The sequence below is a fragment of the Nannocystis punicea genome (assembly GCF_026965555.1).
Classification (GTDB): Bacteria; Myxococcota_A; Polyangia; order Nannocystales; family Nannocystaceae; genus Nannocystis; species Nannocystis punicea.
The window spans coordinates 4,580,811-4,596,586 of the sequence record NZ_CP114040.1 but is presented as its reverse complement, the minus strand read 5'-3'; the positions used below and the strand labels follow the sequence as shown (position 1 = coordinate 4,596,586).

13 protein-coding genes are annotated in these 15,776 nt (G+C 72.0%); 10 read left to right on the top strand and 3 right to left on the bottom strand.

Annotated elements, in window-relative coordinates; translation table 11 throughout:
* Positions 1–149 precede the first annotated feature (149 nt).
* Positions 150–788: a hypothetical protein gene (locus O0S08_RS17795; protein WP_269040363.1), complete on the top strand. Its 639-nt coding sequence runs from the start codon at positions 150–152 to the stop codon at positions 786–788.
* Positions 789–865: 77 nt separating this feature from the next.
* Here the strand turns inward: O0S08_RS17795 and O0S08_RS17790 are convergent, their stop codons facing one another.
* Positions 866–1,918: a hypothetical protein gene (locus O0S08_RS17790; protein ID WP_269040362.1), complete on the bottom strand. Its 1,053-nt coding sequence runs from the start codon at positions 1,916–1,918 to the stop codon at positions 866–868.
* Between the two features lie 282 nt (positions 1,919–2,200).
* Entirely contained in the window at positions 2,201–3,574 is a 1,374-nt protein-coding gene (locus O0S08_RS17785) for a DUF4215 domain-containing protein (RefSeq protein WP_269040361.1), read from the bottom strand.
* Between the two features lie 116 nt (positions 3,575–3,690).
* Here O0S08_RS17785 and O0S08_RS17780 point away from each other — a divergent pair, with 116 nt between their 5' ends.
* Together O0S08_RS17780 and O0S08_RS17775 are read left to right on the top strand one after the other, a co-directional pair.
* Complete coding sequence (locus O0S08_RS17780; RefSeq protein WP_269040360.1) at positions 3,691–4,188, top strand: DUF6265 family protein; 498 nt, start codon at positions 3,691–3,693, stop codon at positions 4,186–4,188.
* 137 nt (positions 4,189–4,325) lie between these two features.
* Positions 4,326–4,907 carry a superoxide dismutase family protein gene (locus tag O0S08_RS17775; protein WP_269040359.1) on the top strand — a complete coding sequence of 194 codons (582 nt, stop codon included), beginning with the start codon at positions 4,326–4,328 and terminating at the stop codon, positions 4,905–4,907.
* A gap of 187 nt (positions 4,908–5,094) precedes the next feature.
* On the opposite strand, the gene O0S08_RS17770 is transcribed toward O0S08_RS17775, so the two are convergent.
* A complete protein-coding gene (locus tag O0S08_RS17770; protein ID WP_269040358.1) occupies positions 5,095–5,304 on the bottom strand; it encodes a hypothetical protein in 210 nt (69 codons plus the stop codon).
* A gap of 259 nt (positions 5,305–5,563) precedes the next feature.
* Here O0S08_RS17770 and O0S08_RS17765 point away from each other — a divergent pair, with 259 nt between their 5' ends.
* The 7 genes from O0S08_RS17765 (at position 5,564) to O0S08_RS17735 (ending at position 15,754) form a co-directional block, all read left to right on the top strand.
* Entirely contained in the window at positions 5,564–7,282 is a 1,719-nt protein-coding gene (locus tag O0S08_RS17765) for a hypothetical protein (RefSeq protein ID WP_269040357.1), read from the top strand.
* Positions 7,283–7,578: 296 nt separating this feature from the next.
* Positions 7,579–9,519 carry an amidohydrolase family protein gene (locus tag O0S08_RS17760; RefSeq protein ID WP_269040356.1) on the top strand — a complete coding sequence of 647 codons (1,941 nt, stop codon included), beginning with the start codon at positions 7,579–7,581 and terminating at the stop codon, positions 9,517–9,519.
* Positions 9,520–9,674: 155 nt separating this feature from the next.
* Positions 9,675–11,099 (top strand): restriction endonuclease, encoded by a 1,425-nt coding sequence (locus tag O0S08_RS17755; protein ID WP_269040355.1) that lies wholly within the window; start codon positions 9,675–9,677, stop codon positions 11,097–11,099.
* A 55-nt stretch (positions 11,100–11,154) separates the two neighbouring features.
* Positions 11,155–11,517, top strand: a complete 363-nt coding sequence (locus O0S08_RS17750) for a hypothetical protein (RefSeq protein ID WP_269040354.1) — start codon at positions 11,155–11,157, stop codon at positions 11,515–11,517.
* A 300-nt stretch (positions 11,518–11,817) separates the two neighbouring features.
* Positions 11,818–12,597 carry a TetR/AcrR family transcriptional regulator gene (locus O0S08_RS17745; protein WP_269040353.1) on the top strand — a complete coding sequence of 260 codons (780 nt, stop codon included), beginning with the start codon at positions 11,818–11,820 and terminating at the stop codon, positions 12,595–12,597.
* Positions 12,594–15,266: a phosphoenolpyruvate synthase gene (locus tag O0S08_RS17740; protein WP_269040352.1), complete on the top strand. Its 2,673-nt coding sequence runs from the start codon at positions 12,594–12,596 to the stop codon at positions 15,264–15,266. The genes O0S08_RS17745 and O0S08_RS17740 overlap by 4 nt, the downstream gene beginning before the upstream one ends.
* Positions 15,263–15,754, top strand: coding sequence for a hypothetical protein (locus tag O0S08_RS17735; protein WP_269040351.1), 492 nt, complete (start codon positions 15,263–15,265; stop codon positions 15,752–15,754). Before O0S08_RS17740 ends, O0S08_RS17735 begins: the two co-directional genes overlap by 4 nt.
* Positions 15,755–15,776 lie beyond the last annotated feature (22 nt).

The following is a 15,776-nucleotide window of genomic DNA, read 5'->3' as shown; positions in this document are numbered from 1 at the left end:
ACCCCGGGCCCCCCTATCGACCTGTCTCTCGGGACACCTCGCCCAACCATCCCGGGCCCCTTCCTACATGATCTCTCGGGACACCTGGCCCGGCAGGCGAGCGCCCCTGTCTCTCGGGACCCTCGCCTCTCGACAAGGACTCGAACGCCATGACCACCCTCCTCGTCCGCCACCGAACCACCGACCTCTGGTCGTCGCTCCACGACGAACTCGCCGCGGCAGCGCGCGCGCACGGGTGCACCGGCGCGCGCCGCTATCGCCAGGCCGACGCTCCCGACGCAGTCGCCCTCGCCCTCGCCTTCCCCACCGCCGCCCGGGCCCGAGCCTTCCTCGCCGATCCGGCCCTGCGCGCCGCCCTGGCCGCCCCACACGAGCTCGTCCTGCTCGACCCCCTCGAGCCGCCCTCCTCCGCGCGCAAGGCAGTCCTGCTGCTCGGCCTCGATCCGAAGGTCGTCGACTTCAACAAATTCCCCGGCCTCGACGAGCCCAAGCTCGTCGCCGGGCTCAAGGTCTCGCTCGACGCCACCACGGCCGCCGGCTTCGACGCCGAGTGGTGCCTGATCACGGCCGAGTGGCACGAGGCCGAGCCGGTCCTGCGCGCCCGGCTCGCCGCCCGCGACTACGCCGCCGTCATGATCGGCGCCGGCATCCGCACCGATCCCACGCAGCTGCTCCTGTTCGAGCGGATCGTCGACCTGATCCACGCCCTCGCCCCGGGCGCCCGCCTGTGCTTCAGCACCTCGCCGACCTCCGCCGCCGACGCCGTCCTGCGGTGGGTCCAGCCGTGAAGCCTCTCAGGACATGTTTAACAGAGAATGCCCGATAAGACATTCCCCTTCAAACATGTCCGATCGAACACCCACCATTACAGCGGCCCGAGCGGCCGCAGCCCCAGGTGCATCGCCGCCACCTGGTCCGGGCGGAACGGCGTCCGTCGCAGCGACGGGTCGCGCTGGCGCGAGCGGAACAGGTCGACGATGAAGTTCATGCGGTCGGCCAGGGCCGCCCAGTCGGCGGCCGCGCTGCCCTCGGTCGTGTCGGGCGTGCGGTCGACCTCGTCCAGCACCGTCCGCAGCTCCGCGTCCTCGATCTGCGTCAACGCGGCCGGGAACATCCGCCCGTCGCGCGTCGCCGGCACGTCGCGGCCCAGCGCCAGCGCCCCCTCCGGCAGATCGATCGTCATCATCCAGCGCGTCAGCAGCGAGCGCGCCACCTCGCCGAGGCGCTCGCCCAGGGCCCGCCGCAGCGGCGCCGCGTCGGCCGACACCAGCACCGCCAGCGGGGCCGACAGCGCCGCCGCGATCGTCGGCTGCAGCCGGATCTGCTCGTGATACCCGACCAGCGTGTTCGCCAGCAGGATCTGCTCCGCGCGCGCCTTCGCCTCGCCCGTCTCCGCCGCGGTCACGTAGGCCGCGAACGCCCGCCGCAGCAGCGTCTGCCCCCCCTCGGAAGTCGCCCCCTCCGTCAGCCCGGCGAACGCCGCCTCCGCCGCAGCTCGCCGCTGCGCGCCCGGCAGGTCGAGGACATCGACGAGCGCGCGGAACAGCGGCGCCAGCTCGGTGAACACCAGCAGGTTGCCGCGGGCGATCCGCTCGCGCACCTCGCCGTCGATGCGGGCCACCATCCGACCCACCGTCGCAGTGCGGGCCATCCACGGCCGCAGCGCCTCGAGCACCGCCTCGCCGCGGATGAACCGCCCCGCGCTCTTCGACGCCCACGTCCCGTACGCGCACCAGCTGACGTCGTCGCCGCCGAGGCGGCTCGCCAGCGCCACCTCGAGGCGGTGATACACGTACGTGATCCACAGGTTGCGCTGGACCGGATCCGTCATCGCGCAGGTCTCGGCGATCCGCTGCGCGTCCGGCAGCGGATCGTGGGAGGGCGCGAGCAGCGAGGGCAAACAGACGGACGAAGACATGGCGTGCCTCTCTCGCGGAGAGTGCCCCCGCGACCTCCGATCAATTGCGGCCATCCGCCCGCGACTTCACGTGATCCGTCCCCCGCGATCGAACCCCGCGCAGCGCGGAGCGCCTGAAATTCGCGGTGATCCGTCGCCCACGATCGGACCTTGGCGAAGCACCGGCGAAGTTCGCCACGATCCGTCGCCCCGCGCTCGAACCCCGCGCATCCACCTCGGCCCCAGACGCGACGCCCAGGCCCGTGGAGCGCGTCACGACACGGCGTGAAATTCGAGCGCGACTCACTCCGCGCGGAAGCGACGCACCCACACGTTCGCGCCCTCGCCGGCCACCTGCTCGTCGCCCGCGAGGACCACGAAGCCCGGGCCGAACGCCGCCGCCGCGCCGTGGTCGTCGAGCCCGAGCCCGGGGTTGGCGTTCACGTGGGTCCAGCGAAGCTCGCCGGACCCCGACAGGCGCGCGCCGAAGATCTCGAGGTCGCCGCTGGCGCTCGTCACCGAGCCCGCGACGAACACCTCCTCGCCGGCGCCGACGGCCGCCCCGCGACCGACATCGAAGCCCGCCAGGTGATCGATCGTCTGCGACCAGCGCACCACGTCGCGGCCCGAGATCCGGCGCACCGCCACGTCGAAGCCCGCCCCCGGCGTCGGCTCGATCCGTCCGCTCACCAGCACCTCGCCCTCGCCGCCGATCGCCACCACGTCCGACCACGCGCCCGCGTGTGCAGCCTCGACCTGCGTCGTCACCAGCGACCCGTCGTGCCCCACCCGCACCAGCAGCGGATGGAGCACGCCCTCCACCTCGGCCGAACCCGCCGCGAGCAGCTGCGTCCCCGCCTCCGCGATCCCGCCCGCGAACGCGTTCGTCGCCCCGGCGACGGTCGTCGTCTTCCACGCCGCCGCGCCGCTCACCGGATCGTGGCGACGAATCGCCAGGCTCACCTGCGTCTCCGCCTGCGAGCCCGTCGAGTAGAGCGCCCCGTCGGCCAGCGCCAGCCCGTCGATCCCGCTCCCGCCGGCCGCCACTGCGGCCTCGCTGAACTTCCACAGATCGGCGCCCTCGCCCGTGAACGCGCGGATCACCGGCGACCGCACCCCTGCCGTCAGCTCCTCGTGGCCGGCCGCGTAGACCCGCCCGGCCTCGTCGACCGCGACATCCGCGAACGCGTCGTCGAAGCCGGCCGAATCGATCGTCTTGCGCCACAGCTCGTGGCCCTCGGGCGCCAGCGCCACGATCCACGCGTCACGCGACTGCACCAGCTCGGCGCCGACCACGAACACGCGGCCCTCGCCGTCGATCGCCACCCCGCACGCGATGTCGTCCTGGCCGGCCCCGCCGTTGTGGGTGTACGTCCATTCGACCGCCGCCTCCTGCGAGCAGGTCGCGTCGCAGCCGTCCTCGGGCGCGAGGTTGCCGTCGTCGCAGCCCTCGCCCGGATCGATCACCCCGTCACCACACGTCGGCCCCTCGGTCGTCGAGTTCGTCAGGTGCGCCGGCGTCTCGCCGTCCTGCCCGGCGAGGGTCTCGCCGTACGTCCCCTCGGTCGTCGATCCCACCTCGACCGCGAACGTGCTGCCCGGCGGCGATATCTCGTTGCACGCGACTAGCGCCGAGAGACATGTCCCGAGAGTCATGCGAGCGAGGGCGCGCGCCACGATCCGAAGGATCGCACAGCGAAGCGCCTCGCTCGCGCCGCCCCGCCGTGAGCGGCCTCGGGGCGGCCCACGGACAGGCCGAGACGGAACGCCGCATGTCCGGCTATGCTCGCGCCATGCGCCGCGCCTCGCCGATCTTCGCCCTCGCCCTTGCGGCCGAACTCGGCTGCGCGCACGCCCCGGCCGTCGATCCGGCGCTGGCGCCGCTGTGCGGCACCTGGGTGCACGAGGACGGCCATGCCGTGACCGAGCACTGGTGGCCGATGAGGGGCGGCCTCCAGGGTCGCAGCGCCACCGCCGATCCCAGCGGCAAGATCGTCGAGCTCGAGGACATGACCCTCACGGAGCTCGAAGGCGGCGGCACCCGCTATCACGCCGAGCCTTCCGGCCAGGCCCCGACCGACTTCACCGAGACCCGCGACCCCGCAGTCGTCGCGGCCCCCGGCGAGCGCGTGTGGATCTGGGTCAACCCCGAACACGACTTCCCCCGCCGGCTCGTCTACCGCGTCGCCGGCGATCGCCTCACGGCCACCATCTCGAACCCTGACGGCGACCCCGCCCAGCAGGTCGGCAAGACCTGGGAGTACCGGCGCACCGGCACCTGCGCGCCCTGAGCCGCGCCCTCGCGGTCGGCCCGGTGACGCATTCGGGCGACCTGCGAGGCACGCTCGTGAATCACCGGTGCGCGCCGGGCTGCCGCGTTGCAGCGGGCGCGTTTGCACCGGAGCCGGATCTCGATCAGAGTCCCGCCATGACCCGGTTCGCCTTCACCCTCGCCTCGCTCCCGCTGTTGCTGGGGGCGCCCGGCTGCACGCCGGACGAAGAGCCCTCGCCCGACGCCACGGCCACCCTGACTCCGCTGATGGACAGCGGGGTGAGCGGCACCGTGAACTTCACCCAGCTCACCGAGGGCAAGATCAAGGTCGAGGCCGAAATCTCCGGTCTCTCGGCCGGCCAGCACGGCATCCACGTCCACCAGTGGGGCGACTGCACCTCGCCCGACGGCGAATCGGCCGGCGGTCACTTCAACCCCGACATGGTCGACCACGGGTCACCCGGCGGCACCACCCATCACCCCGGCGACTTCGGCAACCTCGATGCCGGCGCCGACGGCAAGGCCACGCTGACGCTCACGATGGACCCGGCCCACTTCTCGATCGCCGGCGGCGACTACAGCGTCCTCGGCCGCGCGATCATCATCCACGAGAAGCCCGACGACTTCGGCCAGCCGACCGGCAACGCCGGCGCCCGCCTGGCCTGCGGCGTCATCCAGTCGGCCTCGGGCGACACCACCCCGATCCTGAACCCCAACCCGCCCGCTCCGGGCGCGTGAGCCCGCGCGCGGTCGTCGGCGCACCGCCGGCCCCTGCGCGAGCTCTCCGCCTATCTCTTCGGACATGTCCCGAAGACCCGCAGCGCGGGTCTTCGCCGAGGCATGTCCTTTTTCGTCGTCTCCGTCCGGTCGCAGCCGTCGACGTCGTCGCGCCCGAACCCGCTTCGCGGCCGGAAGGCACTCGGTCTCACGGGGGTACGCCGCAAAGCCCGACGTTCTCGTAGCCGGGCGGGGCCTGGTCCGGACCGTACCAGGCGACACACTCCTGGCCCTGACCCGGGCAACTCGGCGCGTCCCAGGTGCCTGTGCACATCGCCAGACAGGTCCCCACGCTGGTGTCCGGATCGACGTTCCAGCACTGAAGGCCCTCGTCGCAGGTGTCCTCCCCGGAGGACATCCCGCGCACGCCATCCGCGGCCCGCGACCTCCGAACCTTGTCCAACCCCGCAGAGGAACCCATCGAGTCCTTCAGCCGCGCTCGCTATTACATGTCTTTTAAGACATGTCCTCAAGCCCAGCCATGCGCGCCCGCCCTGCCCGCGCAGTGCATCGACCCGCCCGGGCGCCGCAGCCCGGGGCCTGCCCGAGACATCGACATCGGCGGACCGCGCTGGAGCGCCGATCTTCCTGGCGATATCCTCCGCGTCCCCCCCGCCATGGCCGTACGGATTCAGTTCACCACCCTCCTCGTTCGCATCGATCGACTCACCGCCGTCGCCCCCGACGGAGTCGCCGCCCTCACGGCTCGCTGGTCGCCCTCCTGGCACGACGAGCACCTGCTCGCGGTCGCCTTCATGGACATGGGCGCGCGCGACCTGGCCGCCGAGCTCGAGGCCATGGGCCTCGTCCTGCGCGACACCTCGACCGGCGAGCGCGTGTGGCGGGACATCGCCGTCGTCGACTACTACGACGGCCCGACCTTGCCGTGCCCCTGGCTCGAATGCGACCTCGCGCGCCACGTCGCCTGGCTCAAGGGCACAGTCCCCGGCCCGATCGCCGGCCCCGAGCACGAGCACGAGGAAGCGCCCGTACGCGTCTCGCCGGAGAAGTTCCAGCAGCTGCTGCAGAGTCAGCACCCTCACCTGTTCGCCCCTGCCCAGCCGCCCGCGCCTGCGAAGCCCGCCCGGCCGGGTCGGACCCGGCCCGGCGAGCACGAGGCCGCGCTCCTCCCGTTGACGCAGCAGATCGCCGCCGAGCTCCTCCACATCATCCCGCTCAGCGCCAAGATCGAGGCCGTCGTCCTCATGGCCCACTTCCCGCACCCGGGCGAGGTCGTCAAGGCCGGCCGGGTCCTGCACGCGATCGACGGCGAGCTGCGGTCCATGTCGCTCCCGCCGCTGACCGCCGACACGCGCCGCATGCTCGAGCAGCTCTCGCGCTACGAGAGCGGCAATCGCCTCACCTCGATCGAGATCAAGATCGCCGCCGACGGCCGCGTCACCACCAACTTCGGCATCGCCCCGCCCAAATCCGCCGACGAGCTCGAGGACCTGTTGCGCCGCACCTACGGCAGCGTCCCCGAGGCCAAGGCCCCGCGCGCCCCTGCGCCGCAGGGTTTCTTCGGCAAGCTCAAGGCCATGTTCGGCGCCGGCCCCCGGGTCACCCTGCACCCCCAGCCGACCCTCCGGCACATCCCGCCGACCGAGCCCCTCTCGCTGTTCCTCGACCCCCTCGACGGCATCCACGAGGGCTGGGACGACGAGCCGGCGGCCGCCAACGCCTCGACCACCGCCAACGCCTCGGCCTCCGCCCGTCCCGCCGGCGGCGCTCCTGCCTTCGACCTCGCCGCCTTCCACAGCCTCGAGGCCGCGCGGGTCGCCGGCACGCCTCCGCCCCGGCCGGCCGGCTTCACCGCCTCGGGCCCGCAGCTCGTCGTCCCCGCGCAGGAGGGCCTGTTCGCCGCCGAGGCCCGGGCCTTCGGCCGCGTCGCCCTGGCCGAGTTCCACCGCGAGCGCCCCGACCTCCGCTTCGACGTCGCCAACGACCGCCTCACCCGCGATCTGGGCGCCCTCGGCCAGCTGCACTTCACCGCCTGGAACGGCAACCTCAACCGGGCCGACCTCGACGTCGACGGCCTCGCCAGCCTCGACGAGCTACTGGAGCGCCTGCAGCCGGTCCTGGTCGCCCTCGGCGGCCTCGGCCCCGTCTCCAACGCCCTCGGCACCCGCAGCCCCGCCGGCACCCGCGAGCCCGTCCCCGTCACCTACGACGAGCTGCGCCGCTACCTCGTCCCCGACTCGCCGTACGGCAGCAAGGTGTTCCCCTGCTGGCTGCTCGGCGCCCCGCCCCACACCCGCGTCGGCCTCGACCTCAGCTGCGGCCTCCCGAACAACCGCCCCGCGTTCGGCTACCTCGTCACGATCGCCCACATCTGAACTCCAGGACATGCTCATGGAGACATGCCCCATCGAGCATGTCCCTCGGACCATCCACGCCGCGGCCGGCGAGCCGTGGTGACACCGGGGCCCGTCGAGGACGACGAACGCGGTCCCGCAGCCCCGGTCGGGCTCCGGGCAGAATCAACCCCGCCGATCGGGGTTCCACCGCGTCCCGAAGAGTTTACCCGGCCCTCGTCGACCCCTCGTCGACCCGCCCCCCACGGCGGGTGCCGCCCGCCGCGATCGCGCCCGCCTTGACCCGCGCAGCCGCGCTCGCTAGCGTGCCTGGAACGATGATCCGGGGTCTTGCCTTCACCTTCACGAGCCTCGCCCTCCTGACCGCCTGCACCGGCGGCAACACCCCGGCCGCCACCGACGGGACCACCACGACCGGCACCGGCACCACCACCGACACGCCGACCACCACCGACGCCCCGACCACCACCGGCGGCCCCGACCTCCCGCCGCTGCACGGCATCGCCGACCTTCACCTCCACATGTTCGCCGAGGAGGCCTTCGGCGGCGGGTGGTTCCACGGCAGCCACGCCGGCCCTGGCGAGGACGCCCTGGCCCCGTGCGACGGCGGCGAGCCCGGCGACCACGGCCGGCTCAAGGAGGACCTCGCCCCGCTGCTCGGCCAGTGCGAGGGCATGACCCTCGAGGAGCTGGCCAAGCTCGTCCCGCTCGTCTCCGTCATCGCCGCGCCCGGCGGCGGCGAGGTCGTCAGCGAGTTCGTCAGCCAGATCCCCGGCTCCACCGGCGACACCGGCGAGCACAAGGCCCGCGTCGACGGCTGGCCCGGCTTCGAGGGCTGGCCGCGGTGGGACGCCATCGCTCACCAGCAGGTCTGGGAGGAGCACCTCCACGCCGCCTACATGGCCGGCCTGCGCCTCGAGGTCATCTCCGCCGTCTCCAACGACTGGCTGTGCCGCGCCATCGCCGAGGAGAACCTCGAGCGGCCGCAGTGCGACGAAATGGAGGACGTGAAGATCCAGCTCGAGCTGTCCCACGAATTCGTCAAGACCCACGACTGGGCCGAGATCGCCCTGACCCCCGCCGACGCCCGGCGGATCGTCGGCGAGGACCGGCTCGCCCTCGTCCTCAGCGTCGAGGCCTCGCATTTGATGAACCAGGGCGACTGGAAGCCGCAGCTCGACGAGCTCTACGCCCTCGGCGTGCGCACCCTGCAGCCCGTCCATCAGCTCGACAACCGCTTCGGCGGCGCCGCCCCGCACAACAACATCTTCCACATCGCCCAGTACGCCGAGAATTGCCACATCGACATGGACTGCGGGATCACCCAGGGCAACGTCACTCTCGGCTTCGACGTCGACGCCGATTGCCGCAACACCCTCGGCCTCACCGCCGAGGGCAAGGAGCTCGCCGACGCCATGATGGACCGCGGCATGCTCGTCGACGCCGCCCACCTGTCCGAGCAGGGCGTCCGCGACCTCCACGAGCTCTCGATCGCCCGCGACTACTACCCCTATTACATCTCGCACGGCCACTTCCGCGAGATGCTCCCCGCCGAAAAAGCGCGCGAGGAGAAGACCACCCCCGTGTGGATCATCGAGCACCTGCGCCAGGTCGGCGGGATCTTCGGCATCCGCACCGGCCACGAGGAGGTCAACACCTACGAGCCCTCGGAGGTCGCCAACACCTGCCACGGCTCGAGCCGCTCGTTCGCGCAGTCCTATGATTTCGGACGGCTCGGCCTCAAGATCGCGGTCGCACTCGGCTCCGACCTCAACGGCTTCATCCAGCAGGTCCGCCCGCGCTTCGGCGTCGACGCCTGCTCCGCCTCCTTCCCGACCGAGGGCCGCTGCCAGGCCCGCGACGAGCTCGCCGGCGGCCCCGCCCCGCTGGCCACCCTCTTCGACGAGGCCGGCCTCGGCCACATCGGCCTCATCCCGGACCTCCTCGCCGACCTCGACCAGCTCGGCACCGACACCACCCCGCTGCGCGACTCGGCCGACGCCTTCGTGCGCATGTGGGAGCGCGCCGAGGCCGAGCGCAGCGGCCCCGCCGATCCCGTCGACGACCTCGACGCCGGCGGCGTCGTCGTCCTCCCCCCGCACAACCAGCGCGAGGCCGAGTTCCCCAGCGAATGCGGCGACTCCTACTGCGAAGCCTCCCTGCAGACCGGCGAGCCCTGCCGCTTCGACGGCGAGTGCGTCAGCGGCACCTGCGCCGACGCCGGCGAATGCGGCACGCCGAAAGGCACCTGCGCGTAAGCCCCACGTGTCGCTGCCACGAACGCGAACTCGAGCTCGGGGTTGAGCACGTTCGCGCGATCTCGCCCGCTTTCGCCCGGGCCGGCCGGACGTATCGCGCGACGGGGGCCTCCCGGTACCATGACGGCCTCAACACCCGTCCTGGACGACACCCGGTGAAAGAACGACGCGCACAGAGGATCGAGCGGCTACTGAGAGAAATGGGCGGCCGAGCCCGGACCGGCGACCTTGCAGCCAGGCTCCGCGAAGACGAGGGCAACGACGAGCTGTCGTCGGGTGCGATCTATGTGGCCGTCAACAACGCCAACCGCCAGGCCGAGGCCAGCGGCGAGCGCAAGCGCTTCCATACGTACCGCGAGGGCGAACAGCGAGGATGGATCCGGCTCGAGACCGGTTCACAGTACCCTCGCGGATCCGCCGCCAAATCGATCGAGGAATCCATCTACGAGGCCAATCACAAGCTCGACGAGCAGCTCCGGCAGCGGCTGGCACGAATGAGCTGGCGGACCTTCGAGAGCAACTTCCTCAGGGCGGTGCTCGAGGCCCTCGGCTTTCAGGACGTCGTCATCACCCAGGCCTCGCGGGACGGCGGATACGACGCCACCGCGGCCTATCGGCGCGGCCTCGTCGACGCCCAGGCCCTCGTGTCGGCCAAGCACTGGGCACGGCCGGTCAGCGTCGAGGAGGTCCGGATGATGCGCGGCATCAAGGGCCCGCAGGATACTGCCATCATCGTCACCACCTCGACCTTCACCCAAGACGCGCGCAACGAGGCGAAGCCCGGTCAGAACCAGCGGGTCGTCTATCTCATCGACGGGGAGACCCTGGTCCGGATCTGCAAGGAGCACCAGATCGGCGTGCGATACGCCCAGTTGCCGCAGTTGTCGATTCTCGCGGAAGAGCAGTTCGGCGACGCTCGGACCGAGAACGTCGGCACCGACGAGGACGAGGACGAGGACTACTACGAGGAGGAGGAGGAGGAGGACGACGACGAAGAGGAAGAAGAGGAAGAGGACGAAGCCGAGGAACTGGCCCCCGCGCCTCGCCTCTACGCCAGCCTGCTCGGCAACGAAGAGAAGGGCCTCTCCGTCGACGAGATCGCCAAGCTGCTCAAGCTGTCCCCGCTCACCGTCCGCAACTATCTGAGCGTCCCGGAGCGCCGCAAGGGGCTCGCCGACCGGATCCGTGAGGATCCGAAGCTTCGTGAACGCGCCCTGAAGTACATGTTGAAGCGTCAGGCCGCCGCGCTCGCGGACGACGACGACGCCGACGACGAGGAAGAGGAGCTCGAGGAAGAACTCCTGGAGGAGGACGACGACGCCGACGACACTGACGACGCGACGGAGGAAGCAGAGGACGATCCGTACCAGCGCCGTCACCTGCGGGAAACGATGCTCGGCGACAGCGAACGCGGCCTGTCCATCGACGAGATCGCCAAGCTCCTCAAGCTGTCGCCTGTGACCGTGAGGGCCTATCTCGGCGACGAGCGGCGCAAGAAAGACCTCGCCGACCGGATCCGCCAGGATCCGAAGCTCCGATTGCGCGCCCTTCGCCTCATCGAGCGCCGCCGCACTCAGTGACGCCAAACAGCCACGATTCGCGCCGCGCGCCCGCGAAGCTGCGGTAGGGTGAGCCATGGACGAGCTCCGCGCATGGTTCGAGGCGACCGCGGCGGAAGGGCGCGCGGCCCAGCCATCGCCCACGCGATTCCCGCTGCGGGCGACCCTCGCCGCCGAAGCGACCATCCCCGCCTCGGTCGCCGAGGCGCGGGCCTTCTACGCCGGCGCCTGCTTCGACTGGGGCGGCGCGTGGGTCCACCGCCAGCGCATCGGCGCCCGTGAGGTCTTCTTCGTGTACGTCGGCACCGACGGCGACGACGGCTGGCTCGAGGTCTTCGACGAGGCGGGTGTCTTCTTGTTCGCCGGCTCGTTCACCGGCACACGCCTGATCTGGGAGCCGCGCGACGCGGCTCGCGCCCGGCTCGCATCTCCGGCCTGAATTCTTCCGGCTCGTCGAGCCGCAGCGGCATCGGCCAGGCGGTCGATCTCTCGCGCCGATGCATCGCCGCGAATCATGCGACCATGAAATTCACGGAAGCATGTCCCTTGGGACATAATCTCATCCCCCAGCATCACACGAATCATGGGACCATGATGCGCAGGGGCGCGTCCCTCGACACATATTGCCCGTCCCGAGCGCCTCGCGCGTACGCGCGCTTTCGCCCCGCGCGAAACAAATTTCGTCGCGCTCCCGTGACGCCCCCTTGACGAGACGGAACGATTGATTCACATATCTCTCGTGCCATCCCAAGGGCCTCTCACCCTCCCGGAGCTGCTCGAAGTCGCGCGGCGTCTGCTCGACGAGGCTGGGCCTGAAGCGCTCACCATGGACCGTTTGGCCGAGGCTGCGGGCATCTCACGCAGTTCAGCCTACCGGCTCGTCGGCAGCCGTGAGGCGCTCGTGCAGCAGCTCGCAGCGGCGGGGGTCGACGCCCCCATGCGCGGAGACGCGCGGGAGAAAGTGCTCGCTGCCGCGCGCGAAGTCTTCTCGCGCCAGGGTTTGGAGGGGGCCACCATCGAGGCCATCGCCGAGGCCGCCGGCGTCGGGACTGCCACCGTCTATCGCCAGTTCGGCGACAAGAAGGGCCTCCTCCGCGCATTCGCGCAGAGTATGAACATTCGCCAGGTCGTCTGGGGGACCGCCCGCGAGCCCTCCGGCGACCTCGCCGTCGACCTCGAGCGGCTCGCCCTCGCCGCGCTCACCCAGATGCGCGACGACGAGGCCCTCATGCGAATCATCCTCGTCGAGCGGCTGCGCGGCAGCAGCCTCCTCGGCGAGCTCTCCGACGCCCCCGATCGATCGATCCACGGCCTCGCCGCCGTGCTCCGCCGCTACATCGACAGCGGCGAGCTCGTCGACGAGGACCCTTACCGGCTCGCGCGCGCCTTCCAGGGCATGCTGTTCGCATTCGGCATCCTCGGCGGCCTGTGGGGAATGCCCGGCGACGGCGACCCCGAGCGCGACGCCCGAACCGTCGTCGCCTTCTTCCTCCGCGGTGTGAAACGAGGTGCAACGTGACCGTCCTGATCTTGTCATTCTCCGACATCGGCCCCGACGACCTCGCGCGCGTCGGCGGCAAGGGTCAAAACCTCGGCGCCCTGACGCGGGCCGGCTTCCCCGTCCCACCGGGCTTCTGCGTCACCACCGCCGCCTATCACCATTTCGTCGCCGGCTGTCCCACCTTTTCCCTGTGGCTCGATCGCCTCGACGCGCTCGGCCCCGACGACGTCGCCGGCGCGCGTGAGCTCGGGGCCGCAGTGCGCGACGCCCTGCTCGCCGTCCCGCTCCCGCCCGCGCTGCTCGCCGACCTCGAGGCCGCGCACCGCGACCTCGGCCGCGAGCACGCCTACGCGGTGCGCTCCTCCGCCACCGCCGAAGACCTGCCCGGCGCCTCGTTCGCCGGCCAGCAAGACACCTACCTCAACATCCGCGGCGGCGACGAGCTGCAGGCCGCGGTCCGCCGCTGCTTCGCCAGCCTCTTCACCGACCGCGCGATCCTCTACCGCGCGCGCAACGGCTTCGGCCACCGCCAGGTCGCCCTCGCCGTCGTCGTCCAGCGAATGGTCCTACCCGACGCCAGCGGGATCCTCTTCACCGCCGACCCGGTCACCGGTCACCGCGGCACCCTCACCATCGACGCCGGCTACGGCCTCGGCGAGGCGCTCGTCAGCGGCCTCGTCACCGCCGACCTCTACCGCGTCGATCGCCGCAGCGGCGCGCTCAAGGAGCTGCGCGTCGGCGACAAGCAGGTGGCGATCCGCCCCGTGCCCGGCGGCGGCACAGTCACCGAAGATGTCCCCGAGGACAGGCGACGCGCCCGCGTCCTCGACGACGCCGCCGTCGCCGCCTTGACCGACCTCGGCGTCCGCGTCGAGGCCCACTACGGCGGCGTCCCGCAGGACCTCGAGTGGTGCCTCGCGGGCGACCGGCTGTGGCTCGTGCAGGCGCGGCCGATCACCTCGCTCTACCCGTTGCCCGCGCCCGGCCCCGACGACGACGGCGTCCACCTCTACCTCAGCTTCGGCCACGCCCAGAACATGATGGACCCGATCACGCCGATGGCCCGCGACCTGTGGCGCGCGGTGTTCCCGATCGGCAAGACGCGCCTCGACGAGATCCCGCGCGGCGCGACGACCATGGTCGACGCCGGCAGCCGGATCTTCCTCGACATCACGCCGATGCTGCGCCTGGCCCCGACGCGCCGCCTGGCGTTCCGGATCTTGCGCGCGGTCTACCCCGACGTCGCGGAGCGCCTGGCCACTCTGGTCGACCGCCCCGAGATCCAGGCGTCCGCCAGGCCGCGCCCCGCCGCCCTGCGCCTGTTCGCCCGGCTCATGTGGCGCGTCCCGTTCGACATCGCCTGGATGCTCCTCGGCGCCCGCCTCGACGCCCAGCCCGCCTGGGCCGATCGCCTGATCGCCGGGTGGGTCGCCGGCTTCCGCGCCGCCGTCGAATCACAGCCCCCCGGCGTCGCCCGCCTGCGCGCCGCCAGGCACCAGCTCACCGGCGTCTTCCGCGTCATGCCGAAGATCGCCCCGCGCCTCGTGTCCGGCATGCTGAGCCTCGGCCGCCTGCGCCGGCGCTTCGCCGACACCCCGCACGCCGCCGACGTCGAGGCCCTCCAGCGCGGCCTCGTCGGCAACGTCACCACCGAGATGGACCTGCGCGTCGGCGACCTCGCCGACCTCGTGCGCCCCTACCCCGAGCTGCGCGCCGCCCTCGAGCACGTGCGCCCCGGCGAGCTCCACACGCTCCGCACCTTCGCCGGCGGCCCCGCCTTCCTCGACGCATTCGCCGCCTTCCTCGACCGCTTCGGCATGCGCGGCCAGGCCGAGATCGACATCAGTCGACCGCGCTGGGCCGACGACCCCGGCCTCCTGCTCACCAGCATCCGCGGCATGGCTGCCCACGGCGACAGGCCCGGCCTGCACCGCGAGCACTTCGCCAGGTTGCAGGCCGAGGGCGAAGCCGCCGCCGGGCGACTGATCGCCGCCGCCCCCGCGCCAGTCCGCTGGATCGTCCGCCGCCAGGTCCAGTGCGTGCGTCACTGCCTCGGCGTCCGCGAGCACCCCAAGTACCTGTTCGTCCAGTGCTTCGCGGTGGTGCGGCGCACCGTCCTCGAGGCCGCCGACGCCCTCGTACGCGCCGGTCGGCTCGCCGCCGTCGACGGCGTGTGGTTCCTGACCTACGACGAATTGCTCGACCTCGCCGCCGACCCTGGCGCCTTCGACCCGCGCCCGCGAGTCGCCGAGCGCCGCGCCGACCACGAGCACGCGCGCCACCTCAACGCCCCGCTCCTCGTCACCAGCGAGGGCGAGGTCCCCGCGCGGCCTGTCCCGAAGGACCTGCCCGAAGGGGCACTCGCCGGCCTCGGCGCCAGCGCCGGCGTCGTCGAGGGCATCGCCCACGTCGTCCTCGATCCCGCCGCCCAGGTCCTGCGCGCCGGCGAGATCCTCGTCGCCCCTTACACCGATCCCGGCTGGACCCCCCTGTTCGTCCACGCCGCCGGCCTCGTGTGCGACGTCGGCGGCATGATGACCCACGGCTCCGTCATCGCCCGCGAGTACGGCATCCCCGCCGTCGTCGGCGTCGGCGACGGCACCAAGCGGCTCAAGTCGGGCCAGCGCCTGCGCGTCGACGGCAGCCGCGGCATCGTCGAGATCCTCGCAGAGGAGGCCGCGTCGTGAAGCTCGCCCTCATCCTCCTCGGCGCCGCCCTCGTCCTCCTCGGCATCCTCGCCGCCGTGCAGGGCGTCTTCGTCGACGGCCTCCAGCGATCGGGCCGCACCTTCCTCTCGATGATGCCGATCCTCGCAGTCGCCTTCCTGCTCGCCGGCATGGCCGAGGCGCTCCTCCCGGCCGGCTTCGTCGAGCGCTGGCTGAGCGACGGCGCCGGCGTCCGCGGCCACCTCCTCGCCTGGCTGGCCGGCGCCCTCACCCCTGGCGGCGGCCTCCTCGGCATGCCCCTCGCAGCCGGCCTCCTCAAGGCCGGCGCCGGCGTCGGCATCCTCGTCACCTACCTCACCAGCATGGCCCTCCTGCCACTATTGCGCGTGCCGATGGAGCTCGGCATCTACGGCGCCCGCCTCGCCCTCCTGCGAATCGCCGCCTCCTGCCTCCTCCCCTTCGCCGCCGGCGCCACCGCCCAGCTCATCGTCCGCCTCACGCGCGCATGACATGACCCATCGAGCATGTCCC

Coding starts and splice junctions, on each gene's coding strand:
- O0S08_RS17795 (WP_269040363.1), top strand. CDS start 150: ATGACCACCCTCCTCGTCCGCCACCGAACCACCGACCTCTGGTCGTCG.
- O0S08_RS17790 (WP_269040362.1), bottom strand. CDS start 1,918: ATGTCTTCGTCCGTCTGTTTGCCCTCGCTGCTCGCGCCCTCCCACGAT.
- O0S08_RS17780 (WP_269040360.1), top strand. CDS start 3,691: ATGCGCCGCGCCTCGCCGATCTTCGCCCTCGCCCTTGCGGCCGAACTC.
- O0S08_RS17775 (WP_269040359.1), top strand. CDS start 4,326: ATGACCCGGTTCGCCTTCACCCTCGCCTCGCTCCCGCTGTTGCTGGGG.
- O0S08_RS17770 (WP_269040358.1), bottom strand. CDS start 5,304: ATGTCCTCCGGGGAGGACACCTGCGACGAGGGCCTTCAGTGCTGGAAC.
- O0S08_RS17765 (WP_269040357.1), top strand. CDS start 5,564: ATGGCCGTACGGATTCAGTTCACCACCCTCCTCGTTCGCATCGATCGA.
- O0S08_RS17760 (WP_269040356.1), top strand. CDS start 7,579: ATGATCCGGGGTCTTGCCTTCACCTTCACGAGCCTCGCCCTCCTGACC.
- O0S08_RS17750 (WP_269040354.1), top strand. CDS start 11,155: ATGGACGAGCTCCGCGCATGGTTCGAGGCGACCGCGGCGGAAGGGCGC.